Origin of the sequence: Psychroserpens sp. (assembly GCF_036960315.1) — a bacterium.
Classification (GTDB): domain Bacteria; phylum Bacteroidota; class Bacteroidia; order Flavobacteriales; family Flavobacteriaceae; genus Psychroserpens.
Genome location: NZ_JBALVR010000006.1, coordinates 241,546 through 266,497 on the forward strand (window position 1 = coordinate 241,546; position 24,952 = coordinate 266,497).

Genomic DNA, 24,952 nt, shown 5'->3' on the forward strand with positions numbered 1-24,952 from the left:
AATACATATTAATCTAACTCAAACATATTATGAAAAATTCATTAAAACTTATTTCGCTATTAATTATTATGGCTTTATTCTCTTGTAGTAAAGAACCAATAATAGAAAGTGAAATATCAGAACAATCGGTTGAAAGTAAATCTTCAGCAAAAAAATCAACAATTCCAATTGTGGATCTCGACGGAAATGAAATTGAAGGAGCTTCATCAACCCTGCATCGAAAGAAAAATAAAATTATGGTAAATTTTAAAACTGAAAATTTAATACCCGGAAATGTCTATACTTTGTGGTTTGTAATCTTTGGGGATATGGGAGGTCCACCAATACTTGTTACTTATGCTGATGGTCTAATTGCAAATCCAAGTGGGAAAGGTAATTTTTCTACACATTTAAGCGTTGGCGATATTTTTAATAACCCTCTAACAGCTGAAGTTCATATGGCATTACGTACTCATGGACCAGTTCAGCAAGGAATGATGCCTGAGCAGATAGAAACTATTGATGGTGGTTGTACTTCTGGTTTTCCTTCAGGGCCAATGTTACATCCAGACTCTGATGTAGTAGGGTATTGTGCTAATATACAAGTTGCTATGCATCCTGCAAATTAATAATAAATAAAAACGTAGCATTTCATTTAGAGATGCTACGTTCCTATTCAAGAAGGTAGTAAAGAGGGTGTTTTTTGATCGAGTTACTGCTAGATTACACTTTAAGGAAATAGATATCACACCTTTAATTACGTTGAAGCCAAAAAATGCGATGCTTAGATTTGAAAAACGAGATTAGATCTTGAGGCTTTCTTTAATCCTTAAAAATTAACACTTCATCTTTCAGACTATTATCTGAACTAAAAAACCGGGTTTTTATCTAGTTTATTTATTCAATTTTATATTTTGGTTTACTTTTCTAAATCTTATTAAACCAATCAAAATGAAAAACTTACAATTCTCAACATATATTGTTGTTGGTGCTACGGCTTTATTTATGTCATGTACATCAGATGATGATAACTATGTAGTAATTCCATCGCAAGATATCCTCGAAAATAGAATCGTTGAACTTTATGGATCTAAGGACGTATTAATTCAACCATTGGCCACAGATTTTAATCTGATTCCCAATGACGCTAATAATCCACTTACAGAAGCCAAAGTAACCTTAGGTAAATTACTGTTTCATGAAACAGGTTTAGGAATGAATGCCAATATGGATGAAGGAATGCAAACCTATTCTTGTGCAAGTTGTCATCATGCTAAAGCGGGTTTCCAAAGTGGCATTTTACAAGGGATTGGAGAAGGCGGAATGGGTTTTGGTATCAATGGAGAAGGCCGATTTAAAAATGCATTGTATTTAGAAACTGATTTAGATGTGCAACCTATTAGAACACCAAGCGTACTTAATGTCGCCTACCAAGATGTCATGCTCTGGAATGGGCAATTCGGTGCTACTGGTACAAACGAAGGCACAGAAGCCAATTGGACAGTTGGAACACCAAAAGAAACAAATAATTTAGGTTTTGAAGGTGTCGAAACTCAAGCCATTGCAGGTTTAGATGTACATAGAATGGTGATTGATGAAGACTTTATTTTAAATTCTGAATACAAAGATATGTTTGATGAAGCCTTTCCAAATGTGGATGCTTCCGAGCGCTATTCAAAATTAAATGCAGCATTAGCTATTGCGGCTTATGAACGTACATTATTACCAAATCAAGCACCTTTTCAGCAGTGGTTAAACGGAAATTTGTCAGCAATGAACGAACAAGAAACGGAAGGAGCTCTGCTCTTTTTTGATGATGCTAAATGTTTTTCATGTCATTCAGGGCCAGCTTTAAACGCTATGGATTTTCATGCCCTCGGAATGAAAGATCTGGCTGGAGAAAATATCCTTACTACAATTGACGATGCTACAAAACGTGGTCGTGGAGGCTTTACAGGTAACCCTGATGATGATTATAAATTTAAAACGCCTCAGTTATATAATTTAAAAGATGTCACATTCTTTGGTCATGGTGGAAGTTTTCAAACCATTGAAGATGTGATTCGCTACAAAAACAATGCTGTCGTAGAAAATCAAGATGTACCATCCGCTCAATTGTCGACTTTGTTTACGCCTCTTAATTTAACTGATGAGGAAATTGATGCGATTACCGCTTTTCTAGAAAATGCGCTTTATGATAGCAACCTGCAACGCTATGTTCCTGAAGAGTTACCTTCGGGGAATTGTTTTCCAAATGCAGATACTGTATCATCTCAGGATATGGGTTGTGAGTAATTGATTCTATTTTTGATGCTGATAAAACACTAAAATATACTTTAGATGTTTTAAATTTGAGCGTGAACAAAACGCAATACTCCCAATTTATTAAATCCGAAGCCAAGCGTCTTGGCTTTTTATCTTGTGCAATTAGTAAAGCACAATTCTTAGAAGAAGAAGCGCCAAGACTTGAGAAATGGTTGAAGAACAATGCGCATGGTGAAATGCGTTATATGGAAAACCATTTTGATAAACGACTCGATCCAACAAAACTAGTTGAAGGTTCTAAAAGTGTGGTGTCTTTATTACTAAATTATCATCCTTCAGAAGTTCAAAATACTGAAAGTTATAAGTTGTCTAAATATGCTTACGGAACCGATTATCATTTTGTCATTAAGGATAAACTAAAGGAATTACTTCATTCTATTCAAGATGAAATTGGTGATGTTCATGGTCGTGCGTTTGTAGATTCAGCTCCTGTTTTGGACAAAGCTTGGGCAGCTAAATCTGGTTTAGGGTGGATTGGTAAACATAGTAACCTCTTAACACAACAAATAGGATCCTTCTATTTTATTGCAGAACTCATTATCGATTTAGAATTAGACTATGACCATGCAACGACCGATCATTGCGGAACTTGCACAGCATGCATTGATGCTTGCCCAACACAAGCGATTACAGAGCCCTATGTCGTTGATGGCAGTAAATGTATTTCGTATTTCACTATCGAGTTAAAAGAGAATATCCCTTCAGAATTTAAAGGACAATTTGATGATTGGATGTTTGGCTGTGATGTGTGTCAGGATGTATGTCCGTGGAACCGCTTTTCAAAAGCTCATAATGAACCATTATTCAACCCACACCCTGATTTACTCTCTATGACGAAAAAAGATTGGGAAGAAATCACTAAAGATACCTTTAATAAGGTGTTTAAGAATTCCGCAGTAAAACGGACTAAGTTTGAAGGTTTACAACGAAATGTTACGTTTTTAAAAGATTAATATTTCCGAAGAGATACTTCCAGTCTCTAGGCTTTTTTCTATAAACCTTACTCATAAAACACTTACATTTGTAATTCGGTTTGTAAGCAGGTATAGTTACGAATTGATTAATTCACAAAGTATATGAGCAAGCAAAGTAAACGTAGAGAGGCCTTAGTTTATCACGCAAAACCAACACCTGGAAAGATTCAGGTGGTTCCAACAAAAAAATATGCATCCCAAAGAGATTTATCTTTAGCGTATTCTCCAGGAGTTGCTGAACCTTGTCTTGAAATTGAAAAAGACAAAAACAATGCTTATAAATACACAGCCAAAGGAAACTTAGTTGCCGTAATTTCTAACGGAACAGCAGTTTTAGGTCTGGGAAATATTGGTCCTGAAGCTTCTAAACCAGTAATGGAAGGGAAAGGCTTACTCTTTAAAATCTTTGCCGATATTGATGTGTTTGATATTGAAGTCGATACAGAAAATATCGAGGAGTTTATACAAACGGTGAAGATGATTGCTCCAACTTTTGGTGGTATAAATCTAGAAGACATAAAAGCTCCAGAGGCTTTTGAAATAGAACGCCGTCTAAAAGAGGAGTTAGACATTCCAGTAATGCACGATGACCAACATGGAACAGCAATTATTTCTGCCGCAGCCTTATTAAATGCTTTAGAAATCGCTGAAAAGAAGATTGGAGAGGTTAAGATTGTTATAAGTGGCGCAGGAGCAGCAGCAATTTCATGTTCACGATTGTACCAAGCTTGTGGTGCTAATCGTAAAAACATGGTGATGCTAGATAGCAAAGGTGTGATTAGAGATGATCGTGAAAATTTAACAACAGAGAAATCTGAATTTGCTACGCATCGAAAAATAGATACGCTTGATGAAGCTATGGCAAATGCTGATGTTTTTATTGGTTTATCAATGCCAGATTTGGTAAGTCCTGAGATGTTAAGGTCCATGGCAATAAATCCGATTGTATTTGCAATGGCTAACCCAGATCCTGAAATAAAATATCAACTAGCAGTGGATACGCGAGATGATATTATCATGGCAACAGGGCGAAGTGATCATCCGAATCAAGTAAATAATGTACTCGGGTTCCCATTTATTTTTAGAGGTGCACTCGATGTAAGAGCAACAAAAATTAATGAAGCCATGAAAATGGCTGCAGTTCGCGCTTTAGCAGATTTGGCGAAAGAACCAGTTCCTGAACAGGTTAATATTGCTTATGGTGAAACGCGTTTGACCTTCGGGAAAGATTATATCATACCAAAACCATTTGATCCAAGACTTATTGCCGAAGTACCTCCAGCAGTAGCTAAAGCAGCTATGGAGAGTGGTGTGGCTAAAGAGCCAATAGAAGATTGGGAAAAATATAAAGATGACTTATTAGAACGTTTAGGTTCTGATAACAAGATTGTGAGGTTGCTACTCAATCGTGCAAAATTAAACCCTAAACGTGTTGTTTTTGCTGAAGCAGATCAACTCGATGTCTTAAAAGCAGCTCAAATTGTTTTCGAAGAAGGTATTGCTATTCCAATTTTATTGGGACGTAGAGATACGATTTTAGCGCTCATGGAAGAGTTAGAATTTGAAGAAGATGTAGAAATCATCGACCCAAAATCTGACGAAGAAGAAGCCCGTAAAAATAAGTATGCTAAAGTCTATTGGGAACAGAGTAAACGTAAAGGGGTGACCTTGTTTTCCGCAGAAAAAGTAATGCGCGAGCGTAATTATTTTGCTGCAATGATGGTTAACGAAGGTGATGCAGATGCTTTAATCTCTGGATACTCTAGAAGTTATCCATTAGTCGTTAAGCCAATGTTAGAACTTATAGGTTTGGCGCCAGGTTCTACTAGAGCGGCAACTACCAATGTGATGATGACGCAACGTGGACCAATGTTTTTAAGCGATACGTCTATAAATATTAATCCGTCTGCAAGCGATTTGACGAAAATTGCCCAAATGACAGCAGGTGTTGTTAAAATGTTTGGAATGGAACCTGTGATGGCAATGATTTCCTATTCTAATTTTGGGTCTTCAAAAAATCAAACAGCATTGAAGGTTAGGGAAGCTGTCGAATATCTTCACAGAAGACACCCAAATCTAGTAGTAGATGGTGAACTCCAAACCGATTTTGCATTAAATAAAGAGATGCTTCAAGATATTTTTCCGTTTTCAAAATTAGCAGGACGTAAGGTAAATACGCTTATTTTCCCGAATTTGGAATCGGCAAATATCACCTATAAACTCTTAAAAGAACTGAATAAAGCTGACTCCATTGGACCTATTATGATGGGAATGAAAAAACCGGTTCATATCCTTCAGTTGGACGCTAGCGTGGATGAAATTGTAAATATGACAGCCATTGCTGTTATTGATGCTCAGCAAAAGGAGAAAAACAATAGCTAATCGTGCTACTGCTTTAGACCGCTATTCGTCTTTGTAATGTAAATAATTTTATTACATTTGAGTTTTTAACCCAAGAGAGTAAATGATTACGCACATTCAAGGAAAATTGGTGGAAAAGAATGCAACAGATGTTGTTATTGATTGCAACGGTGTTGGTTATCTTTTAAACATATCATTACATACGTTTTCACAAATTCCCGATAGAGAAGCACTCAAACTCTATTCGCACATGATCGTGCGCGAAGATTCTCATACCTTGTTTGGTTTTTCTTCGTTGGTTGAACGTGAAATTTTTAGACTTTTAATTTCTGTTAGTGGCATTGGAGCTAATACTGCACGTACGATGTTATCGTCATTAACTCCTCAACAGGTTAAAGAAGGTATTGCTCATGGTGATGTTGCGTTAATTCAATCTATAAAGGGGATTGGAGCTAAAACTGCAGCACGTGTTATACTAGATTTAAAGGATAAAGTGCTAAAAGTATACGATATTGACGAAGTTTCTGTTAATAAAAACAATACCAACAAAGGTGAAGCGTTATCTGCTTTAGAAGTTTTAGGATTTGTGAAAAAACAATCCGAACGAATTGTGGATAGAATTGTGTCTCAACAGCCAGATGCAACAGTAGAAACAATTATTAAGGAAGCTTTAAAAAATTTATAAAATTTGATTACAACTAACTTTACTTTATCAAAATCATATCGACTAATATTTTTCCTTGCTTTTGTAATGGTTAGCGGTCTTGGGCATGCCCAAGATAGTACTAAGACAGGTTTTTCACTAGGGAAAATAGTAATACCAAATCCTCAAAGTATTGTTTCTAAATACACTTACGATCCTACAACTGATAGATATATCTACACAGAAAAAGTAGGTGACTTTAGTATTAACTATCCGCTAATTTTAACTCCAGCTGAATATCAAAAACTTATTCTCGAAGAGAGACAGCGTTTATATTATAAACAAAAAATTGATGCTGCAGCCGGACAAAAAGAAGGTTCTGAGGAAGATCAAAAAAATCTATTGCCCGAATTTTATGTGAATTCTGGGCTTTTCGAAACGATTTTTGGAGGGAATACTATTGAAGTAATTCCACAAGGTTCTGCAGAAGTTGACTTAGGTATTCTATTTACAAAACAAGATAACCCAACCTTCTCACCAAGAAACCGGAGTAATTTTACATTCGATTTTGATCAACGTATTAGTGTGAGTTTATTAGGTAAAGTAGGAACACGTTTGCAGGTTACTGCTAATTACGATACCGAATCTACTTTTGATTTTCAGAATTTGGTAAAACTAGAATACACACCAACCGAAGATGATATCGTAAGAAAAATAGAAGTTGGTAACGTAAGCATGCCGCTAAACAGTTCATTAATAACTGGTGCGCAAAGTTTATTTGGTGTAAAAACCGAATTACAATTTGGTAAAACAAGAGTGACCGCAATTTTTTCTGAACAACGATCTCAATCACAATCTGTAGTTGCACAAGGTGGTGGAACTGTAGAGGAGTTTGAGTTCTTTGCAAGAGATTATGACGAAAATAGACACTATTTCTTAGCACAATATTTTAGAGATACTTATGATGAATCGATGTTACGATATCCTTACATCGCTAACAATATTCAAATTACAAGAGTTGAAGTTTGGGTGACCAATCGAAGTAACCAAACCGATAATGTAAGAAACATTGTAGCACTTCAAGATATTGGAGAATTCGAGACTTTCGGACTTAATGGTGGTGTTGCGCCTGGCGGATTTATAAGTCCTTTAGGGTCACAATTTCCAGATAATAAGAACAATGCCTTTAATCCTAATAATATTGGTCAAGGTGGTTCGTTTTTATCTCCAGCAGTTAGAGATATTACAACGGCAGAGCAAGGTATTTTGACACCTGTTAACGAAGGTTTTGACTTCGGGAAATTAGAAAATGCTCGAAAACTGCAACAAGGAAGAGATTATGTGCTGAGTCAACAGTTAGGTTACATCTCCTTGAATCAGAGATTACTTAATGACGAGATTTTGGCAGTTGCATTTCAATATACCATTGGAGGCGAAGTGTTTCAAGTAGGTGAGTTTGCTAACGATGGTGTTAATTCTACAGCTACAAATAATGACGATGATAACGATGGGATTCCCAACGTTGCAGATGTTGATATCAATGGAGATGGTATTGCCGATAATGGCACCGATTCAGATGGAGATGGCATTAATGATAATACCGATTCTGATGTGAATGGCGACGGAACAATAGATAACGGTCCAGATGTCAATGCAGATGGGATTAACGATAGCTTTGTTATTGTTGAAGGTTCTACACAAAGTTTGGTAGTAAAAATGTTAAAGAGTCCGATTACTGATGTGAATCAACCTATTTGGGACTTAATGATGAAGAATATCTATGATACCGGCGCATTTCAGATTGATAGAGAAGATTTCAGATTAAACATCTTTTATACTGAGGCTTCACCTTTAAATTATATTGGTCCAGTTGAAGGAACAACATTTCCGGAATTTGCCAATAACACACCTTTTGATAATACCGATGATGGTGAAATTATAGACACACCTTTAATTCGATTATTTCATTTAGACCGATTGAATTTTAATAATGATCCGCAAGCAGGAGGTGATGGGTTTTTTGATTTTGTTCCAGGATTAACGGTATTAACCCAAAACGGAAAAATCATTTTCACCAAAGCAGAACCTTTTGGTCGTTACCTCTTTGATATTCTTGATGACGATGGTAGTGCAAATAATGATGCAGATTACGAATTAGAAACCTATACAAACCTTAACCAAGAGAAATATGTTTTCGATATACTTTACAAGCAGACTAAGACAGCTGCATTGGACGAAGCAGAGAAAAATAAATTCCAAATTAAAGGACGATATAAAGCTTCAGGAGGTGATGGTATTCCATTAGGAGCTTTTAATGTGCCTAGAGGTTCTGTTGTTGTTACAGCTGGAGGAAGAACTTTAGTTGAAGGTCAAGACTATACTGTGAACTATCAAATTGGTCGTGTATTTATTATTGATGAAGCATTAAAATCGTCAAATATACCTATCAATGTTTCCGTAGAAAATAACGCCGTATTTGGACAACAAACAAGACGTTTTACAGGAGTTAATGTCGAGCATCAGTTTAATGAAAATTTTGTTTTAGGAGCAACATTACTCAACTTAAACGAAAGACCGATTACTCAAAAAGCCAATTTTAATTCCGAACCAATTAATAATACAATTTTTGGTATAAATGGGAATTTCTCTACCGAAGTTCCATTTTTCACAAGATTAGTAAACAAGTTACCAAATATAGATACGGATGCACCTTCAAACCTTTCAGTTAGAGGTGAATTTGCGTATTTAGCACCTGGAGCACCAAAAGGAACCGACTTTAATAATGAAGCTACGGCTTATGTAGATGATTTTGAAGGAACTCAAGGCGCTATAGATTTATTGTCACCACAATCATGGTTTTTATCAAGTAGACCAAGAAGCTTAGGTGAAATATACGCAGGTTTTGGTGGAGAGGATGAAAACGGAATTCAAAACGGATTTGATAGAGCCTTATTAAACTGGTACACTATTGATCCGATTTTCTATAGCAATCAACGTCCAGGTGATATTAGCGACGAAGATGTTTCAGATTTGTACACAAGACGTGTATTTATAGACGAAGTGTTTCCACAATTGGACATTGCCCAAGGACAGAGTACAGTAATCAATACTTTAGATTTAACGTATTATCCAACCGAAAGAGGACCTTATAATTTTGAAACAGCTGCTGCTGGTGATAACTTAAACCCTAACGATAGTTGGGCAGGTATTACGAGACAAATTACGTCTACCGATTTTGAACAAGCCAATGTCGAATACATCGAATTCTGGTTAATGGATCCGTTTATGAATAATCCTGCCGGAACGAGTCAACCTGGTAAGCTATTTATCAATTTGGGTAATATTTCCGAAGATGTATTAAAGGATGGTAAAAAACAATATGAAAATGGATTGCCAGAAGATGGTGATATTACACCATTATTACCAATAACTTCTTATCAAACAGTTGTACCTCGAAATCAATCTTTAATTTACACCTTCTCATCAGGAGGAGCAGAACGTGATAACCAAGATGTTGGTTATGATGGTTATGACGATGCAGAAGAACTAGCACAGTTTGGAGGTGTTTTTGGAGAAGATCCAGCAAAAGATAACTACACCTATTACTTAAATACAGAAGGTAACATTTTTGATCGCTATAAAAAATATAATGGTCAGCAAGGGAATTCACCAGATGTGTTTACCGACACCAACCGTGGATCTACTCCACAGCCGGATGTTGAGGATATCAACAGAGATAACACGATGAATACTATTGATAGTTATTTCCAATATGAAGTAGATATTGATGAGAACACGCTAAATGAAAGTAATCCTCAAATTAACGATGTAAAAGAACGTATAGTAACTTTACCAAATGGTCAATCGGCTACTGTTACGTATTATCAATTTAGAATTCCAATTTCTGAACCAACTGAAGCTGTTGGTGGTATCACCGATATTAGATCGGTACGTTTTGCACGTTTATTCTTAACAGATTTTGTTGAAACCACAACACTTCGTTTTGCAACCTTAGATTTGGTTCGTAGTGATTGGAGACGTTATAAATTGACACTTGATGATGATCCAAACAACGAAAATGACAACACTGAATTTACTGTTGGAGTTGTAGGTCTTCAACAAAATGACGGAAATTATGTATTGCCTCCAGGTGTCGTATTGGAGCAATTAAACAACAACAATAATATTATTAGACAAAATGAGCAATCTTTACAAATTGAGGCTTGTGGTTTAGAAGTAGAAGATTCTAGAGGTGTCTTTAAAAATATCAATGTAGATATGCGTCAGTATAATAAACTGCGTATGTTTATTCATGCTGAAGAAGGTGATGTAGGAACACTCAACGATGGCGATCTAGTAGGATTTATTCGTATGGGTAATGATTTTACACAAAACTATTATCAAATAGAAGTGCCATTACAAGTATCTTCTGGACAGGCTTCTGCTGAAACCGTTTGGCCTGAAGCGAATGAGATAGGCATCGAATTGGACATACTGGAACAAATTAAATCTTTAGGGATTGCTAACGGAACATTAGCAAACATAGATCCTACATTTTATGACCTTGTTGGTAGTCAACTTACAGAGGTTGATGAGTTTGACCCCTATCCTCCAATTGGTGTAGAAAAAATTCAAAGAGTTGCTATTAAGGGTAATCCAAACTTTGGTGACGTTAGAGTATTAATGGTTGGAGTTAAAAACTCTGGTCAAAATGGAGGAGATGTTTGTGGAGAAGTTTGGTTTAATGAATTGCGATTAGCAGATTTAGATAATGAAGGTGGTTGGGCAGCAGTTGCCGCAATGGATGCTAATTTTGCCGATTTCGCTAATGTGAGTGCAACAGGAAGAAAAAGTACTATCGGTTTTGGATCGGTTGAGCAACGTCCTAACGAACGTAGTCGAGAAGATGTCGAACAATATGATGTTGTTACTAATTTAAATTTAGGACAGTTGTTACCAAAAAAATGGGGAATTCAACTCCCATTTAATTATGCCATAGGAGAACAAACTATAACTCCAGAGTACGATCAATTTTATAGAGATATTAAATTGGATGCGCGACTAGATGCTGCCAATTCCAACGAAGAACGTGAAACGATTAGAATCCAGTCTGAGGATTATACCAAACGTAAAAGTATCAACTTTATAGGTGTTAGAAAAAATAGAACAGGAGACGCCAAACCACGTTTCTATGATGTAGAAAACTTGACTTTCAATTATTCTTATAATAAGGAAGAGCATCGCGATTTTGAAATAGAGAATGCTTTGAGTCAGCAAGTAAGAGCTGGAGTTAACTACAACTACAGTTTTGAGCCTATGACTATTGAACCCTTTAAAAAGAATGATTCATTATTCACTGGGAAGTACTGGAAGATTCTTAAAGATTTCAACTTTAACCCAATTCCAACAAGTTTTTCAATAAATACTGATATTCTTCGTCAGTTTAATAAGCAGAAATTTAGAGAAGTTGATTTAACCGGTGATAATATTGGGTTGGAAGAATTATTCCGAAGAAACTACAATTTCAATACGCAATATGCCATCAATTATAATTTGACTAAAGCTTTGAGTTTAAACTTTACGGCTGCCAATACAAATATCGTAAGAAACTATTTTGTAGATGATGTAATTAACGGGAGACAAGATTCTAATCTTGATGTTTGGGATGGCTTCTTCGATTTAGGTGATCCTAATATTCAAAACCAACAGTTGCAGATTAATTATGAGTTGCCTTTATATAAAATTCCAACCTTGAGTTTTATGCGAGCGACGTATTCATATACTGGTGACTTCCAATGGCAAAAGGGATCTGATTTAAATACGAATCTACCCATAGAAAATGATGATGGATCGTTTACCACATATAATTTAGGAAACTCGATTCAAAATGCAAATACGCATAATATCAACTCGACGTTCAATCTAGAAACCCTATATAAGCATATTGGTTTAACTAAAAAGAATACTAAATCATCGGCAAGAAGTCGTAGAGTAACAACGCCAGGTGCTTTAGATAAAGATGGTAAACCTATAGTAGCCAAAGGGACTGCTGCTGCAACTGCTAGTAAAAAAGGAGTGGGTTCTAAAATTCTTAATGCTGGAATAGATATCCTAACAGCTGTAAAGCGTGTTCAAATAAACTATACTGAAAATAATGGGTCTTACTTACCGGGTTATTTAAGTACTCCTGGATTTATCGGAACGCTTAAGCCTACATTAGGTTACACGTTTGGAAGCCAGCAAGATATTAGGGACTTAGCGGCCAGAAACGGATGGTTGACTGTATTCCCAGATTTTAACCAGCAGTACAGTGAAACGACCAATCGTATTTTAGATATTTCGGCAGATATTGAGTTGATTAAAGACTTAAATATAGATTTAACAGGTGGACGTGTATATTCTAAAAATACCACACAAAACTTCAACACGACTGATACAAATGGTGACGGACTGAGTAATACCTATAATAGTTTGATTACAAATTCCTTCGGAAACTTTAATATTTCGACCGCTTTAATAAAAACAGCATTTAGTACGAGTGATGAAAATCAGTCTCCTGCTTTTGAAGATTTTAGAGCTAACCGATTAACTGTAGCACGACGATTGGCAAGAAATTTTTATGGAAATGATAACTTTGCTGTAGATGGCGAAGGCTATCCATTAGGCTTTGGGAAGAATAGTCAAGCCGTATTATTACCATCGTTTTTGGCAGCATACCAAGGAGCTAACCCTGATAAGATAAGCCTATCTGCATTTAGAGATATTCCAATTCCTAATTGGCAGTTAAAGTATACTGGTTTTATGAAAATGAAGTGGTTTAAAAAGAGGTTCAAGCGTTTTTCTATTACACATGGCTATCGTTCGAGTTACACCATAAATCAGTTTAGAACCAATCTGGATTTAGACTCAGACTTATTACAGCCAGGAGTTGATTATGAAAGTCAAAACCCGGAGGTTTTAGACCAATCAGGAAACTTTAAAAACGGAACAATATTTAGTAATATCAACTTAGAAGAACAATTTAGTCCATTATTTAGATTGGATTTTGAGATGAAGAATTCTGTTAAGATTCTAGCTGAAATGAAAAAGGACCGAATTTTATCGCTGAGTTTTGATAATAACCTATTGACTGAAATTCGTGGGAATGAATATATCCTCGGACTTGGATATCGTATTAAAGACTTACGTATTCGTTCTAAGCTTGCTGGCCCAAAGCAGGTCATTAAAAGTGATTTGAATATGAAAGCAGATATTTCAGTGAGAAATAATAAAACCATTATTAGATATCTCGATATTGAGAATAACCAAATCACGCAAGGACAGACAATTTGGGGAGTGAAGTATACAGCAGATTATGCGTTTAGTAAAAATCTAACGGCTATTTTCTATTTTGACTATACGTTCTCAGAGTATGAAATATCTACAGCATTTCCGCAAACAACAATTAGATCTGGATTTACATTGCGATACAATTTCGGAAATTAAATAGCAATTAAAGGCTAAAAAAATTACATTTGTAACTACAGAATAACATTTAATTTACAAGATGAATATACCATCAGATTTAAAATACACCAAAGACCACGAATGGATTAAGATTGAAGGTGATACAGCCACAGTTGGTATTACAGATTTCGCACAAGGTGAACTTGGAGACATCGTTTACGTAGAAGTAGAAACTGTTGATGAAACTTTGGATATTGAAGAAATTTTCGGAACAGTAGAAGCTGTTAAAACAGTTTCCGATTTATTCTTACCATTATCAGGTGAAATCGTTGCCTTTAATGAAAGTTTAGAAGACGATCCAGAAAAGGTAAATACAGATCCTTACGGAGGCGGTTGGATGATTAAAATTAAGTTTTCTGATGCTTCAGAAATAGATGATTTATTATCTGCTGATGACTACAAAGCTATTATTGGCGCTTAAAAAATGGGCGCTACCTATTGTTATTGCCTACGCATTGGCACTAACAATTGCAAGTTTGGTTCAAATTGGAGACATACCAAGTTTGGGGTCTTCTTTTGATGACAAAATATTCCATTTTATTGCCTATTGTATGTTTATGATCCTGGTGGATAACTATTGTAGAGCAAAACAATATACCAGCCCAATTTTAATTTCATCAGTAGCTGTAATTATTTATGGCATTATTATTGAGATTTTACAACATACAATAACAGAACATCGCACTTTAGACGCCTACGACGCACTTGCAAATACTTTGGGTGTGTGTTTTGCCGTTTTGCTGTTAAAGTCAAGAAACAAACTAAAGTTAAAATGAACGAATCTTGCTTTTTTAACAAATAATTGGTTAATTTAGCATTCAGAAAAATCTTATTTGCACATGGAACCTAAAAAAAATACAAAAGCAGACATTAGCAGAAATAGTTCGCTATACTTTGCTGTAGGTCTAGTATTGATGCTTGCTTTAACTTATATGACTATCAATTTCAAGACATATGAAAAAGAAGATATCGATATTGGGCAACTAAATTTAGATGATTTAGAGGAAGAAGAAATTCCTATTACAAATCAAGAAATAATTCCACCACCACCACCACCACCGCCACCAGTTGTGCCAGAGGAAATCGAAATTGTGGAAGATGAAAAAGAAATCGAAGAAACTGTAATCGAATCTACTGAAACAGATCAAGAAGAAGAAATTGTTGAGGTTGAAGAGATAGAGGTAGAAGAAATGGAAGAAGATATTGAAGTTCCTTTCTCGGTTATTGAAAACGTTCCAATCTTTCCTGGTTGTGAAAAAGAAAAAGGCAACAATGCGAAAAAACAATGTATGTCTGATAAGATTGCTAAATTTGTAAACAAAAAATTTAATACAGAATTAGCAGGTGACTTAGGATTATCTGGAAGACAACGAATCAACGTGATTTTCAAAATTGATAAAACAGGTAATATTGTAGGTATTCAAGCAAGAGCTCCACATCCAGGATTGGAAAAAGAAGCTAAGCGTGTTATTGGATTATTACCAAAAATGAAACCAGGTAAGCAAAGAGGTAAGGCTGTAATTGTACCTTATTCTTTACCAATATTATTCCAAGTGCAAGACTAGATATAGATAAGCATATTATATAATTTCAAAATCCCATCTAAAATTAATTAGATGGGATTTTTACTTTGGTATGCTTATTGTGATTTTGACATAATATTAACATTTTAAAATACGTATTATGAAAGATTTAAACAAATCGCACGATATTGCTGGTCAGAGCAATAAAGAAGTGCAAAAATCACACAAGCACGATGCAAATTTACAAAAAAACTCGTCGCTGTATTTTCAAATTGGTTTAATCCTATGTTTATTAGGAACCTATGGCATCTTTGAGATGAAATTTGAAACTAAAAAAATTGACCAAGCTACCTTAATTCCTTTAGGTCCTGAAGACGACAGATATGTCATGCCAACGTTTGTTGTAGAACCCGATGCACCAAAGCCAAAGCCTATTAAAAAGCTGAAGAAAAAAGTGATTACTCAGGAGCTTAAGATTGTTGTGGATGATTATAAAATTACGGATGTTGTTGATTTAGTAACATCTCCAGTTCCAACTGATATTGTAGATCTAAGTTCTTTTAAAGATCCAGTAGATCCTGTTGATTCTATTATCGAGATTTTCGATATGAAAAATGTCGAAATCGTTCCTATTTATCCGGGTTGCGAAAAAAAGAAAACGAACAAAGACAGAGTTAAATGTATGTCTGATAAGCTAGGACGACTGGTTCAGAAAAAATTTAATACGGATTTAGCTTCTGAACACGGTTTAAGTGGTGTTCAAAAAATTCAGATTCAATTTAAGATTGATCAAAATGGAAATATAACAGAAGTGTTTACTAGAGCACCACATCCTAGTCTTGAAAAGGAAGCACTGCGATTAGCAAATAAAATCCCAAAAATGAAACCAGGCGAACAAAGACATAAGCCAGTTTCTGTAATTTACAATTTACCTATTGTGTTTAAGGTAAATTAGTAACATTATATTGGTAATATGAGTAGGCGGTTTAAAACGAGTTTTTAGACCGCTTTTTTTGAGCGCCTATTTTGAAAAAAATAGTATCTTTCGGCATCTAATATGATGCGCTCGCTCTATGAAGAATAGCTTCTTATTCATTTTCTTATTTACATTTGGACTATTGTCAGCTCAAGACATTTCAACTTTTGAAAAATCACCAATATTTCCAGGATGTGAATCACAACCCATTTCAGAATTAAAAATGTGTTTCAACAATCAAATCAATTCTCATATTTTTAATGCGTTTAAAGTACCTCAGATTGTTAATGATGAAAGTTATAAAGGGGAAGTGCAAGTGCTTTTTGAAGTTGATAAAGAAGGACGAATAACGGTTTTATACATTGATGCTGTTTATGATGAACTAAAAGAAGAAACCAAACGTATCTTTGAGGCATTGCCGAAAATAACTCCTGGTAGCTACAATGGCAAACCTACATATTTTCAATATTCACTTGGTATCGACATTCCTTTAATCAATCCTGCGGAAATTCAAACTAAAAAAGAAGAGATTGCATTACAGGATATTAAAAATATCGAAGACCTCAATGCAGATGTAAGCAAAGAGTATGATAATGTAAATGACAGTATCGTTGCTTATACTCAAAAAGAATATAGTAGTCAGTTAAATATTCCGTTTACGCATAATTATTATGCAAGATTCGACCAACAAATGAGTGGTCTAGGTACTAATAGTCATACAGCTTCTAAACCGTTTATTTATGAAGATGTTTCAGCATATTACGATTTTAAGGCGGAGAAAGAATCTTTGGTTATAGGCAGTGATGGTTGGTGGAGCCGAAAACTTTGGAACGAACATTTAGTCACAGTGCAAGGAGAAGACTACTGGTTTACTGCGGATCCTGTTTTTGATTTACAAATTGGTAAAGACACTGAAGCCGATTTCAGTACAACTTATAACAATACAAGAGGTGTTTTTATTCAAGGTGGATTGGGGAAAAAGTTTAATTTCTCGGCGTCTATATATGAAAGTCAAGGTCGTTTTGCTCAGTACTTTAATGAATATGCACTTGGCTTAACAGCTGAAGGCGGAGAGCCAATTGTTCCTGGAAGAGGTTTGTCTAAAATTTATAAAGACAATGGGTTTGATTATCCAGTAGCAGAAGCTTATTTGTCTTACTCACCAGCTAAATTTATAAACATCCAATTTGGACATGGTAAGAATTTTATTGGTGATGGTTACAGGTCGCTTTTAATGGGAGATGCTGCGAGTCCGCATCCGTTTTTAAAGTTGAACACTAAATTCTGGAAAATCAAATACACCAATACGTGGATGTGGTTAAAGGATGTAAGAGGAGAAGTCACAGAAGATGGCGCATTCTTAACCAAGTATATGGCTAATCATTACTTAAGCTGGAATGTTACCAAGCGCTTAAATATTGGGTTATTTGAATCTGTATTGTGGACAAATGATAACGACAGAGGTTTTGATATTAATTACCTAAACCCAATTATTTTTTATCGTGCTATAGAGTTCTCTACTGGACAAGACGCAGGAAATGCTATTTTAGGCGCCTCAGCAAAATACAAATGGAATAATAAGGTGAATCTTTACGGACAATTTATTCTAGATGAATTTTCGCTTAACGACATTACTGGAGGTGACAAGAGTTGGAAAAATAAATATGGCTATCAATTAGGTGTCAAGTATTTTGATGCTTTTAAAGTAGATAATTTATTGGTTCAATTTGAATATAATAGAGTGCGACCATATACCTATTCACATAATTCAGTTGTGTTAAATTATGCGCACAATAACCAACCCATGGCACATCTTTGGGGAGCAAATTTTAGTGAAGCAATCTTGATTGGTCGTTATACCTACAAACGTTGGTTTGCTGATGCAAAATTTGTCTTTGGAAAACGAGGTTTCGATTTTAATGATGGTGTCGACAACGCTAACTATGGAAGCAATATCTTTAGAAGTGAAGTTGATAGAAATGCAGACACTGGTATAACAGTTGGACAAGGAAACACAACTAATGTGTTTCAAGCCGATGTGGCAGGTGGTTATATTATTAACCCTGTAACTAACCTGAGATTATTTACTAATATTACCTTTAGAAATTATAATCCGCAAGCCAATACTGCTGCTGCATTAGACACAAGTACAGTTTGGTTCACAGTTGGTGTGAGAACCGATTTATTTAATTGGTACAATGATTTTTAATCACTATTGCTTCAAACTCAAATAAAACGCTCGTCGAATTTTTTCAGAATTGATAAAACCTGTTCCGTAGTTTAGATCATCATAGGTTTTCGTGATGCTTTCGTTTTTGGCAACCTCATCTTCAGATTTACCTGCTTTGATTTCAACAAGTACAGCCATTTTTAGATCTTCTAACATTTTTAAAAACAATGCATACTCTGCTTTGTTAGATAAACTTCCATGACCGGGAATAATTTTAGTATTATCGTCGACAAGCTGAAGTCCGAGTTTAACAGCTTCAATATAACCATTAACACTTCCTCCCGATTTTAAATCGATATAAGGATAGCGACTTTTAAAATAGGTGTCTCCAGTATGTAAAACATTACTTTCAGTAAAATATAAAAGGGCATCGCCATCCGTATGAGCATGTTCTACATGAAACACACCAATTTTTTCGCCATTGACATATAAACTCATTTGATCATTAAAGGTGATGATTGGTAAAGCAGCTTTAACTTTCATAGAACCATCACGTTTAGGAGTCGTTTCTAGACGCTGTCTTACATTGTCATGAGCGATGATGGTTGCTCCAAGTTTTTGCATGTTTTCATTTCCGCCAGTATGATCGCCATGGAAATGCGTGTTTACCAAAAAGGTTATGTCTTTATCACTAAGTGCTTTAATAGCTGCGTTTATTTTTTCAGTTAAAGGCGCAAATTGGTCATCAATAACAAAAACGCCATCATCACCAATAGAAACGCCAATGTTTCCTCCAGCGCCTAAAAGCATGTAGACATGGTCAGAAACTTTTATGGTTTCAATTTTCACGTTGTCAAAACGTTGTGCATTGGCAAAACTTCCGAAGATAAAAAAAGCAATAAGAATAGATTTAGAAATACATGGCATAGTGATGTGATTTTAAACAAGAGTCCTATAAATATACTTAAACTTACAATGCTAGAATTAATTATGTTTTGAATTGTCCAAAAGCTTTTTTCAGAGTATCTTTGCAAACGCAATAAAAGGACTAGGATTGAGTACTATAAAATCAACAGTTAAACAGGCTTCTATAATTTCCGATTTCAAGGAAATTACAAAAATGAGACTATCGCTTAGTGTTGTGTTTTCAGCACTTGCTGGATATTTACTTGGAGCAATTGAAGTTGATGTATACACGCTTGTTTTACTAGCTTTTGGCGGTTATTTTATGGTTGGCGCTTCTAATGCGTTTAATCAAATCATTGAGAAAGATTTAGATGCCTTGATGGATCGCACGAAAAATAGACCAATTCCGGCTGGACGAATGAGTGTGCGTTCGGCATTTATAATTGCGACCATCTTTACCGTCTTAGGAATCACAGTACTTTATATTATCAATGAAAGAACGGCGATGTATGGAGCGATTTCTATTTTTTTATATACCTGTGTGTATACGCCTTTAAAAACCAAAACACCTCTATCTGTTTTTGTTGGAGCAATTCCTGGAGCGATTCCATTTATGCTAGGTTGGGTTGCTGCACGAAATGATTTTGGAATTGAGTCTGGAACATTGTTCGCCTTACAGTTTTTTTGGCAATTTCCTCACTTTTGGGCGATTGGATGGTTTTTGTTTGAAGATTATGAAAAAGGTGGATTTTATATGCTACCGACAAGAAAACGAGATAAAGGAACAGCTGTGCAAACGATTATGTATACCATTTGGACACTATTAATATCTATAGTTCCTGTATTTGGTGTGACGGGTGATTTAAAACTCTCCATTGTAGCAGCAATCATAGTTTTTATATTAGGTTTAATGATGTTGTATTACGCCTTTGAATTATTTAAAAAGAGAACTGCTAAAGCAGCAAAACAATTGATGCTCTCAAGTGTGTCATACATTACATTACTGCAAATTGTATATGTTGTAGATAAATTTATAAGATAACATGGATTTAACCGAAGGAACGCTAAAAGAAAAAAATGACAGAGCCAAACGCATGATGCTTTGGTTTGGGATCATGGCATTAATTATGTCATTTGCTGGACTTACGAGTGCTGTTTTGGTAAGTAGAAAACGTGAGGATTGGATGCACGATTTTACGATGCCAAAAGCTTTTTTAATTGGTTGCTTCATCATTGTAATGAGTAGTGTGACTTTTATGTTGGCAAAACGCGCATTAAAAAATAATAATAGAAGCTTAACAGCCTTAATGTTACTAGTGACATTTGTATTAGGTGTAACGTTTATTGTATGTCAATTTTATGGGTTTGGACAAATTTTGGACTCAGGCTATAATCTAACAGGTCCAACTAGTAATGTGACCATGAGTTTCATTTATGTCATTGCATTCGCTCACATTTTGCATGTTGTAGCTGGACTGATTTCAATAATAGTGGTAATTTATAATCATTTTAAACAAAAATATTCAGCAACAGAAATGCTAGGGATGCAACTCTCTGCTACCTTTTGGCACTTTGTAGATATACTGTGGTTATTCTTGTTTTTATTTTTAACATATGTAGTTTAATTTTTTAATCATTTTGACAGGCTTGAACATGCTATATAGTCTAGTAATGACCTATGTTTCTAATTTTTAGAAAAGGATGTTTTTTTAGATAGATAAAATGATTATTTTTGTGCAACTTTTAACAACTAAATGCTTTATATGGATACTACAGTAGCAAATACTGGAACAGAAGGCAAACCTTGGGGTGGAGGAAATCAACCACTAAAATCAAGTTACGGTAAAATGATGATGTGGTTCTTTATCGTGTCTGATGCCTTGACGTTTTCTGGATTTTTAGCAGCTTACGGATTTTCGAGATTTAAGTTTATTGACTCCTGGCCAATAGCGGATGAGGTGTTTACACACGTTCCATTTTTTCATGGAAATTATCCAATGATTTATGTGGCTTTTATGACATTCGTTTTAATTATGTCGTCAGTAACAATGGTGTTAGCCGTTGATGCTGGTCATCATATGAAGAAATCCAAAGTAACCATATACATGTTCTTAACCATCATTGGTGGTTTGATATTCGTTGGTTCTCAAGCTTGGGAATGGGGAACATTTATCAAAGGAGATTATGGAGCAGTTCAAACTAAAGGTGGAAATATTCTTCAGTTTGTCGATACTGATGGACACAGAGTAGCCTTAAGAGATTTTGTTGTAGCTGAAGAAAAGGAAAGAGCAGAGCATGGTCGTAAAGACGGTTTGTGGTTTGTTGAAGAAGGCACATTGCCATCTTACACAGTAGACGAAGTTTATGAAGGATTAGAATCACATTCAAACGTATTAGTGAGAACTCAAATCATTAATGAAGAAGGTGAAAAAACGGTTTTAACCAGAGAAGAATCTTTAAAGCAAATTAAAAATAATGGCAAATTGGTTGTTGAAGGTGCAAACCTTCACGTCAATGAATATGGCACGTCGCTATTTGCCGATTTCTTTTTCTTTATTACAGGGTTTCACGGTTTTCACGTGTTTTCTGGAGTAGTAATTAATGTCATTATTTTCTTCAACGTTATCTTAGGAACCTATGAGCGAAGAGGGAGTTACGAAATGGTGGAGAAAGTTGGTTTATACTGGCACTTTGTCGATTTAGTTTGGGTATTCGTATTTACATTCTTCTACCTAGTTTAAATTTTATATAATAGAACATAACATGGCACACGAACATAAATTAGAAATATTTAGAGGTACGGTTAAATTTAAATCTAACACTCAAAAAATTTGGGGTGTATTAGTTTTCTTAACTATTGTTACCGGAATAGAAGTTATTCTCGGGATATACAAACCACATGCTTTACTGGGATCATTAATGACGCCTTTTGAAGGAGGTTTGTTGGCAACATTGGGTAATATCTTATTTTCTCCAATCATTTATATGAAGAGTTTAAATTTAATCTTCATTGTATTAACGATTGTTAAGGCCTATTATATCACTTGGGATTTCATGCACATGAGAGATGAAACGAAAGCCTTACAGCGTATGGTAGTTTGGACTGCTGTATTCTTAATTTGCTACCTTATTTTCATTTTATTACAAGAAGGTGGATATATTGAAAGCGTTTACACTAACGGATATGTTAAAAGAGATTTTTAACATAGAACCATAGATATAAAGTATATGAAAAGACGGTTTTTTAAACCGTCTTTTTTATTTTTGTAGAACGAAAGAAAAGATATTTTACTATGAAAAAGAGGCCATTAAAAACCAAATTAATTTTAGGTGTTTTGTTTTTCCTGCCTGTTATCTTTCTTTTGTTTTTATATCCCTCTACGCATAATTATAATCCGTTAGATATTGTAGATGATAAGGTTGTCGATTTGCAATTGTTTTCATCAAATTCTGAAGAAGACATCCAACTTGAAGAACACATCACCATATTGGGTTTCCTCGGGAATGAGCCAATTAACCACGCTATAGAGGCTTCAAATCTAAAAGAGCTGGTGTATGATAAATTTAAAGGCTTTAAAAAATTTCAGATTGTTATTGTATTACCTAAAGGATCCGAAAGTAAAGCAGAGCAGCTTCAAAAGGAAATCAATAATTATGATGATATGCGCTTTTGGCATTATGTTTTTGGAGAACCTAATGATATTAAAACACTCTTCAATAGCTTAAAAACCGAAGAATCCCTAGATGCTAACTTGTTTACAGATCATGTGTTTATTGTTGATAAAGATGTGAAACAGCGTGGTCGACTAGATGACAGAGAAGATAAAGAGAAAGAACGGAAAGAAGCAATTTATACATTGTATTCTTACGATTGTATCGAAGTTGCCGAAGTAAAAAATAAAATGAGTGATGATCTCAGGATTTTATTCACTGAGTATCGTCAAAAACGTAAAGGGAATTTTGATTCAACAACTCGACGTGCTGAAGACCTAAATGCTAACGATAAATAAATTATTATGAGCACTAAAAAAACAAATTACTCCTACATAGGGATCGCTTTTATTCTTTTGGTATTTGGAATTATTTTTATTCCAAAAATTATAAATAGAATAAAAGGAGGTGATGTCACAAGAACTGAAAGCAGAAGTAAAAACGTATCTATTAATGCTGAAGGTTATGTGTCTGATTTGATGTTCTTGGAAATTAATGGTGAGCCTAAAAAAGTTCCTCCGTTTTCATTTGTAAATCAAAATGGGAAAACCATAACCAATAAAGATTTTGAAGGTAAAGTATATGTGGTAGAGTTTTTCTTTACTACCTGCCCATCAATTTGCCCAAGAATGAATAGAAACTTGGTGCAGATACAAAATACGTTCTCAGATTTTGAGGATTTTGGAGTTGCATCGTTTACCATAAATCCAGATTATGATACTCAAGAAATCTTAAAAACTTATGCCGAAAAGTATGGTATTAATAATCCAAACTGGCACTTAATGACAGGGGATAAAGAGGTAGTTTATGCCTTAGCAAACGTTGGTTTTAATATATATGCAGGGGAAAACCCAAATGTAGAAGGTGGTTTTGAGCATTCTGGGAATTTTGCACTTATTGACAAAAACGGATTTATGCGTTCAAGAAAAGATGATTTCGGAAACCCTAAAATTTTCTATAAAGGTATCATCAGTGAAGAAGAAAAAGAAGATGAAGATGGAGAAACCGAAGAAATTAGCTTGCTAAAAGAAGATATTGCAAAACTATTAAAAGAAGATTAAGTTAGAATGAGTACTATTAAGAATCCTTCCGACCAGTCTGCCGACAAGGCAGAAGAAAAGAAATATAATAAATGGATTGTGCTTTTGGCAATTGTCATTCCTGTAGTCGTTGCGATTCTATCGAGAATAAAGCTTCAAGATTTTGGAATCGACATTGAACCTTTATCCTTTTTGCCTCCAATTTACGCAACTGTCAATGCGATTACAGCGTTAGTATTGGCTTTCGCTTTTTGGGCAATTAGAAATCGAAAGCGTAAACTTCATGAGAATTTGATGAAATTTGCTATTACATTATCTGTTGCTTTTTTAGCGATGTATGTGGCTTATCACATGACCAGTGAATCAACAAATTTTGGTGGTGAAGGTGCGATTAAATATGTGTACTACTTTATCTTATTGACACATATTTTACTTTCAATAGTAGTAATTCCTTTTGTGCTCATCACTTATGTAAGAGCAATTACGAATAACTTTGAACGTCATAAAAAGATTGCAAGAATCACTTTTCCTATTTGGTTATATGTAGCCGTTACAGGTGTAATTGTATATATTATGATATCTCCATATTATGTTTAATATATGAAACGTAAGATTGCCATTTCACTATTTGCTTTTCTTTTTGCACTTCAGGCAAATGCGCAATGTGCTATGTGTAGAGCTGTTTTAGAAAGTGAAGAAGGGCAATCTACTGCCGAAGGCGTTAACGATGGGATTATGTACTTAATGGCCGTTCCTTACATCCTAATCGCTGGAGTTGGGTTTTTAATCTATTGGAACTTTTTCCGAATTAAAAAAGACACCCAATAAAACACATGAT

At 34.9% G+C, this 24,952-nt stretch carries 20 protein-coding genes; 19 read left to right on the top strand and 1 reads right to left on the bottom strand.

Translation table 11 applies throughout. The annotated features are described in order from the left end of the window. Nucleotides 1-29 precede the first annotated feature (29 nt). The 11 genes from V7719_RS12115 to V7719_RS12165 all read left to right on the top strand — a co-directional run bounded on the left by V7719_RS12115 (nt 30) and on the right by V7719_RS12165 (nt 18,496). Nucleotides 30-608: a hypothetical protein gene (locus tag V7719_RS12115; protein WP_335730172.1), complete on the top strand. Its 579-nt coding sequence runs from the start codon at nt 30-32 to the stop codon at nt 606-608. Nucleotides 609-930: 322 nt separating this feature from the next. Beyond that, nucleotides 931-2,274 (top strand): cytochrome-c peroxidase, encoded by a 1,344-nt coding sequence (locus tag V7719_RS12120; RefSeq protein ID WP_335730173.1) that lies wholly within the window; start codon nt 931-933, stop codon nt 2,272-2,274. A gap of 62 nt (nt 2,275-2,336) precedes the next feature. Next, entirely contained in the window at nt 2,337-3,257 is a 921-nt protein-coding gene (gene queG, locus V7719_RS12125) for a tRNA epoxyqueuosine(34) reductase QueG (RefSeq protein ID WP_442969081.1), read from the top strand. A gap of 123 nt (nt 3,258-3,380) precedes the next feature. Beyond that, complete coding sequence (locus V7719_RS12130; protein ID WP_335730175.1) at nt 3,381-5,660, top strand: NADP-dependent malic enzyme; 2,280 nt, start codon at nt 3,381-3,383, stop codon at nt 5,658-5,660. 82 nt (nt 5,661-5,742) lie between these two features. Continuing rightward, the gene (ruvA, locus tag V7719_RS12135; protein WP_335730176.1) at nt 5,743-6,324 is read left to right on the top strand and encodes a Holliday junction branch migration protein RuvA; all 582 of its coding nucleotides are present in this window, start codon (nt 5,743-5,745) and stop codon (nt 6,322-6,324) included. A gap of 66 nt (nt 6,325-6,390) precedes the next feature. Continuing rightward, complete coding sequence (gene sov / locus V7719_RS12140; protein WP_335730209.1) at nt 6,391-13,767, top strand: T9SS outer membrane translocon Sov/SprA; 7,377 nt, start codon at nt 6,391-6,393, stop codon at nt 13,765-13,767. 61 nt (nt 13,768-13,828) lie between these two features. Further along, a complete protein-coding gene (gene gcvH / locus V7719_RS12145; protein ID WP_335730177.1) occupies nt 13,829-14,209 on the top strand; it encodes a glycine cleavage system protein GcvH in 381 nt (126 codons plus the stop codon). Next, nucleotides 14,199-14,564 (top strand): VanZ family protein, encoded by a 366-nt coding sequence (locus V7719_RS12150; RefSeq protein ID WP_335730178.1) that lies wholly within the window; start codon nt 14,199-14,201, stop codon nt 14,562-14,564. The genes gcvH and V7719_RS12150 overlap by 11 nt, the downstream gene beginning before the upstream one ends. Before the next feature lie 63 nt (nt 14,565-14,627). Beyond that, on the top strand, nt 14,628-15,353 hold the full coding sequence (locus V7719_RS12155; RefSeq protein WP_335730179.1) for an energy transducer TonB: 726 nt from the start codon (nt 14,628-14,630) through the stop codon (nt 15,351-15,353). Between the two features lie 118 nt (nt 15,354-15,471). Then, nucleotides 15,472-16,266, top strand: coding sequence for an energy transducer TonB (locus V7719_RS12160; RefSeq protein ID WP_335730180.1), 795 nt, complete (start codon nt 15,472-15,474; stop codon nt 16,264-16,266). Between the two features lie 118 nt (nt 16,267-16,384). Then, nucleotides 16,385-18,496, top strand: coding sequence for a gliding motility protein RemB (locus tag V7719_RS12165; RefSeq protein ID WP_335730181.1), 2,112 nt, complete (start codon nt 16,385-16,387; stop codon nt 18,494-18,496). A 3-nt stretch (nt 18,497-18,499) separates the two neighbouring features. Here the strand turns inward: V7719_RS12165 and V7719_RS12170 are convergent, their stop codons facing one another. Continuing rightward, on the bottom strand, nt 18,500-19,384 hold the full coding sequence (locus V7719_RS12170) for an MBL fold metallo-hydrolase (protein WP_335730182.1): 885 nt from the start codon (nt 19,382-19,384) through the stop codon (nt 18,500-18,502). A gap of 127 nt (nt 19,385-19,511) precedes the next feature. Between V7719_RS12170 and cyoE the strand changes: the two genes are divergently transcribed. The 8 genes from cyoE (at nt 19,512) to V7719_RS12210 (ending at nt 24,942) form a co-directional block, all read left to right on the top strand. Then, on the top strand, nt 19,512-20,405 hold the full coding sequence (cyoE, locus tag V7719_RS12175) for a heme o synthase (protein ID WP_335730183.1): 894 nt from the start codon (nt 19,512-19,514) through the stop codon (nt 20,403-20,405). Between the two features lies 1 nt (nt 20,406). Then, a complete protein-coding gene (locus V7719_RS12180; protein ID WP_335730184.1) occupies nt 20,407-20,988 on the top strand; it encodes a cytochrome c oxidase subunit 3 in 582 nt (193 codons plus the stop codon). Nucleotides 20,989-21,126: 138 nt separating this feature from the next. Continuing rightward, complete coding sequence (locus tag V7719_RS12185) at nt 21,127-22,104, top strand: cytochrome c oxidase subunit 3 (RefSeq protein ID WP_335730185.1); 978 nt, start codon at nt 21,127-21,129, stop codon at nt 22,102-22,104. A 22-nt stretch (nt 22,105-22,126) separates the two neighbouring features. Then, on the top strand, nt 22,127-22,567 hold the full coding sequence (locus V7719_RS12190; protein WP_335730186.1) for a cytochrome C oxidase subunit IV family protein: 441 nt from the start codon (nt 22,127-22,129) through the stop codon (nt 22,565-22,567). 89 nt (nt 22,568-22,656) lie between these two features. Beyond that, nucleotides 22,657-23,373, top strand: a complete 717-nt coding sequence (locus tag V7719_RS12195) for a hypothetical protein (protein ID WP_335730187.1) — start codon at nt 22,657-22,659, stop codon at nt 23,371-23,373. A gap of 6 nt (nt 23,374-23,379) precedes the next feature. Continuing rightward, nucleotides 23,380-24,135, top strand: a complete 756-nt coding sequence (locus V7719_RS12200) for an SCO family protein (RefSeq protein WP_335730188.1) — start codon at nt 23,380-23,382, stop codon at nt 24,133-24,135. A 6-nt stretch (nt 24,136-24,141) separates the two neighbouring features. Further along, nucleotides 24,142-24,711: a DUF420 domain-containing protein gene (locus tag V7719_RS12205; RefSeq protein ID WP_335730189.1), complete on the top strand. Its 570-nt coding sequence runs from the start codon at nt 24,142-24,144 to the stop codon at nt 24,709-24,711. Nucleotides 24,712-24,714: 3 nt separating this feature from the next. Then, nucleotides 24,715-24,942: a hypothetical protein gene (locus V7719_RS12210; protein WP_335730190.1), complete on the top strand. Its 228-nt coding sequence runs from the start codon at nt 24,715-24,717 to the stop codon at nt 24,940-24,942. Nucleotides 24,943-24,952 lie beyond the last annotated feature (10 nt).